Below are 3,871 nucleotides of genomic sequence, written 5' to 3'. Positions count from 1 at the left end.
GCAGGCACTGGGTCTTTATTCCGGTGTCTTGATCACGACGGCTAGCCCGACCACGCCCATGTCGGCCGTGATGGCCAACAACGCCACGCTGATGGCTGCTCGCCATCACCATGACACGCCCCTATGGCGCATCTTGCGGGCGCATCGTTGGCCTGTTGTAGTCAGTTTGCTGATGGCTGGCTTGGGGTGTGCGCTGTTGTTCAGGCTGTCGGGCTTGCATCAAGCCGAGTCGTTGACAGCCGATTTCGTCTTGCTGGTCGGGTTCGGGCTGATCCTGGGGCAGTTGCTGACGCAATTGGTGGTGGGTGTCTGCCATGGCGCTGACCTGTCCTTGCCGGCTTCCGTATTGATCAGCGCTTTGACGGCATTGGCCATTCTGTCGGCGCTTCCTGTCTTGTATTGCTTGGGCATGCCCGGCATCCTGGCGCAGGCCAGTCTGGTTGCTTTGTTGCCCGGGGTTCTTCTGAGTTTGTGGTTGTGGCGCAAGCAGCGCGAAGCAACGTCGACGGGCGCCATGGCCTTGGAGCAGGAGGCGGGCTCTCTGGCGCTCAAAGCCCTGCCCAGCGTTGCGGCTACCGTATTGAATAACGCGACAAACTGGATCGCTTGCGTCTATCTGGCGGAGAAGGTCCATGGCCGAGAGGGCTTGGGTCTCGTGGCGATCGGTTTGCAGTGGATGGCCGTGATGCTGTTGCCCATGACCAGTTGGAGTGGGCGCGTGATGCGGGCGCTGGCAGTGGCTCATCAAGGTGATCAGATGGCCTTCTGGCAGGAGGTGCGTGTTCAGGTGAGGAAGTGCCTGCTTGTTTCGGTGGCGGCATCCACCCTGGTGGCTTGTGGCTCGGTGCCTATCGCGGCCTTGTATAAGGTGGACGCGGTTCAGCTGAGCGGTCTGTTTGTCATCAACGCGGTGGCGGCTTCGCTGGCAGCGGTCAACTTTGTGTATGAGCGGGTGTTCTATTGCCTTGGGCAGCAGCGCCCATGGTTGTGGGTATCGGCTGCGGCCTATCTGGGACAGGTACTGCTGACGTACGCGCTGATTCCCTATTCAATCTGGGCTGTGGCCGGTGGAAACCTGTTTGCGGTGCTTGTGGTGCTTGTGCTGGTTTCCGGTTATATGAAGCGGCTGCGGGCGCAGCAGTCCCTTCAGGGAGAGGCCCAGGTTCAGCATGATCAGAAGGATGGATCTTGAAGCAGTTACGTAAGGACGGTAGACCGATCAAGGTGGCCATGGTGACGAACATCCCGGCGCCTTACCGTATTCCTGTCTACGAGAACCTGGTGCGACACGAGGACATGGATCTCTGTGTCTTTTTCTGCAGCGGGCGTGAGCCAGATCGCGCCTGGGACCTTCAGCAGGCCAGTTACAAGCAGATCTATTTCAAGGAAAAGTTTCTGACATACCGCGGCAGGTTCATTCACTGCAATCCGGATGTCTGGAGCCGCTTGAGAGAATTCGCGCCTGATGTGGTGGTGACGACAGGTTTTAATCCTTCGTTCATCTTTGCCTACATCTATGCTCGGATGCATGGTGCGCGTCACGTCGCAATGACTGACGGCACCTACTTCACCGAAGGCACGCTGTCTTGGGTGCATCGTCTGGTGCGTCGCTGGGTGTATGGCGGCACGCGAGCCTTTATCGGCGCCAGTCAGGGATCATTCGAGTTATACCGCTCCTACGGTATCGGGCAAGACCAGATGTTTCAGTCGCATCTGTGTGCCAACAACGCGATCTACCATCCGCGTCTCTCAGACGATGGCAAGCGCTTTGACTTTGTGTTCAGTGCGCGTTTCATTGCTGCCAAGAATCCTGATTTTGCGATGGCTGTTGCCCAGATGGTGGCACGCAAGATAGGGCGCCGAACCAGCTTGTTGATGATGGGCTCAGGCGAGTTGGACGATGAGCTGCGGCGCCGTGCGGCCGAGATTGCGGTGGACGTCGATGTGGTGTTCGCTGGTTTCGTCAAGCAGACGGATCTGCCAGACCATTACGCTTCGGCCAGGGTCATGCTGTTCCCGACCCAGATCGATACATGGGGTGTGGTGGCCAATGAAGCGTTTGCGGCAGGCGTGCCCGTTATCGTGACGCCGATGGCCGGTGTGGCAGGTGATCTCGTGTTGGATGGGCGCAATGGCCGCGTGCTGCCACTGGACGTTGACGCTTGGGCTGAGGCCGCAGCAACCTTGTTGCGCGACACAAGCCAGCGCGAACAGTTCGCTCGACATGGGATGGCGCATGTTCAGTCATTTTCTTATGAGCATGCGGCGCAAGGCATCTATGACGCGGTGCGCTACTCGCTCAAGAGGGCCTGATGGACTTCGTATTTGACGTGGCCGAGTTGGCCCCCGGATTGGGCAAGAGCGTGGGTATCTACAACTACGCCGTGAATCTGTTTCATCACATGCTGCCCCGGATTGGTGATGGCATGAGATTACATGTTGCCTGCAATCGTGGTGGTATGGTCGATTTTGACCCGGCCGGTCATCCTTCTGTCACGCGTCATCTTGTGTTGGATGACGACAAGCCCGGCACGCGTGCCCGGCAAGCCTGGCTGCGATTTGGTGCGCAGTCGTTTGCGCGGCGGGTCGGGGCGCCTGGCTATTTTTCTCCAAAAGGATTCATTCCTGGGTGGTTCGGGCCTTCTTTCGGGCTCAAGACCGTGGCTGTCTTGCATGACCTCATTCCTCTTTGGTACGAGGAGCATCAGCCTGGCTACTTCGGTCGGCTCGAGTCCCTGGTGGTCAACAACGCACTGATGAGAACGGCCCGGCACGCGGATGAGTTGATCGTGATTTCTCACGCGACGGCGCAAGACGTCTTGTCGCGTGTGAAGCGTTCTCCTGCCCGAACGCACGTGATCTACAACGGGGTGCCGTTCAAGGCGCCTGATCCTGTGCATCCTCTTGGCGGCCGCCCCTACATGTTTGCAGTGAGTTCGGCCCTGCCGCACAAAAATGCTGCAGTGCTCCTGGCCGCATATCAGCGCTACAGAGCGCGTACGGTTGAGCCCTTGCCTCTGGTCGTTTGCGGCATTGATGATCCGATGCAGACAGGCGTGACGGCGGTCAAGGGCATCAGTGACAGGCAGCTCCATACCTATTACGCGCACGCGGACCTCTTCGTTTTCCTGTCGCTGATAGAAGGATTCGGTTTTCCGCCTCTGGAAGCCTTGTCTCACGGGACGAAGGTGTTATGTTCGGACATTCCCGTCATGCGGGAGGTCACCGCAGGAGGCGCGCGCCTGGTGAACCCTCATGATGCGGCGCAAATTGCCGAATACATGTCGGATCTGCTGAGTGTTGGTACGACGACGGGTGCACGCGAGGAGGCTGCAGTGCAGATTGCAGCAAAGTTTGATTGGGACAGATGTGCCACGCAAGTGCTGTCTGTGCTGGCCGGTGATGCCAAAGGCATGAAGTCATGACACAACATACGTTCAACAACAGCTCCTACCTGATGGATACAGGCGCGGATGTGCACCAGCAGTCGCGTGATGGCCTGATGGGGGTGATGCTGGCCTTGTCTTTGGCGTCTTTTGCCGTGGCTTTCGGATGGATCGTTTCTGATTTCTCCAATCCATTTTTCCAACTGGGCTTGTTGCTGCTGACGTTTTTGCTGGTGTCTGCAACGGGGATTCTGTACTTCCTCAATCCCGCTCGGTTTCTCACGTTCTTTCTGATTGGCCTTGTTTACTTTTCATTTGAGGCTACGTTCAGGCCAGGTGGTGGCGGCGGAGACCTTCAGAGCATGGTCAAGGGCATATTCACGATGGCACTGGCATTGCTGGGGCTCTTCACCGGTATGCGCTATGTGTTCAAGTCTGCCTTGGCGCTGGTGTTCTTCTCCTATGCGGCTTTTGCGCTGGCTTCT

The 3,871-nt window shown here is 57.8% G+C and carries 4 protein-coding genes; all 4 read left to right on the top strand.

The window, feature by feature from the left end; all coding sequences use genetic code 11:
• Positions 1 to 1,192 (top strand): hypothetical protein (locus EPO09_RS15530; RefSeq protein WP_290644238.1); only part of this gene is annotated, 1,192 nt, incomplete at its 5' end.
• Complete coding sequence (locus EPO09_RS15525; protein WP_290644237.1) at positions 1,189 to 2,313, top strand: glycosyltransferase family 4 protein; 1,125 nt, start codon at positions 1,189 to 1,191, stop codon at positions 2,311 to 2,313. The genes EPO09_RS15530 and EPO09_RS15525, both read left to right, overlap by 4 nt.
• Positions 2,313 to 3,425, top strand: coding sequence for a glycosyltransferase family 1 protein (locus EPO09_RS15520; protein ID WP_290644236.1), 1,113 nt, complete (start codon positions 2,313 to 2,315; stop codon positions 3,423 to 3,425). Before EPO09_RS15525 ends, EPO09_RS15520 begins: the two co-directional genes overlap by 1 nt.
• Positions 3,422 to 3,871: hypothetical protein (locus EPO09_RS15515; protein WP_290644235.1), on the top strand; the 450-nt coding region annotated here is incomplete at its 3' end. The genes EPO09_RS15520 and EPO09_RS15515, both read left to right, overlap by 4 nt.

This window comes from Aquabacterium sp., from assembly GCF_004297345.1.
Taxonomy (GTDB): domain Bacteria; phylum Pseudomonadota; class Gammaproteobacteria; order Burkholderiales; family Burkholderiaceae_C; genus Aquabacterium.
The sequence above is the reverse complement of the archived record's forward strand: the minus strand, read 5'-3'. Positions and strand labels throughout refer to the sequence as shown.

Bases quoted from the DNA above. Each gene is read 5' to 3' on its own strand.
- EPO09_RS15520 (WP_290644236.1), top strand. From the start codon at position 2,313: ATGGACTTCGTATTTGACGTGGCCGAGTTGGCCCCCGGATTGGGCAAG.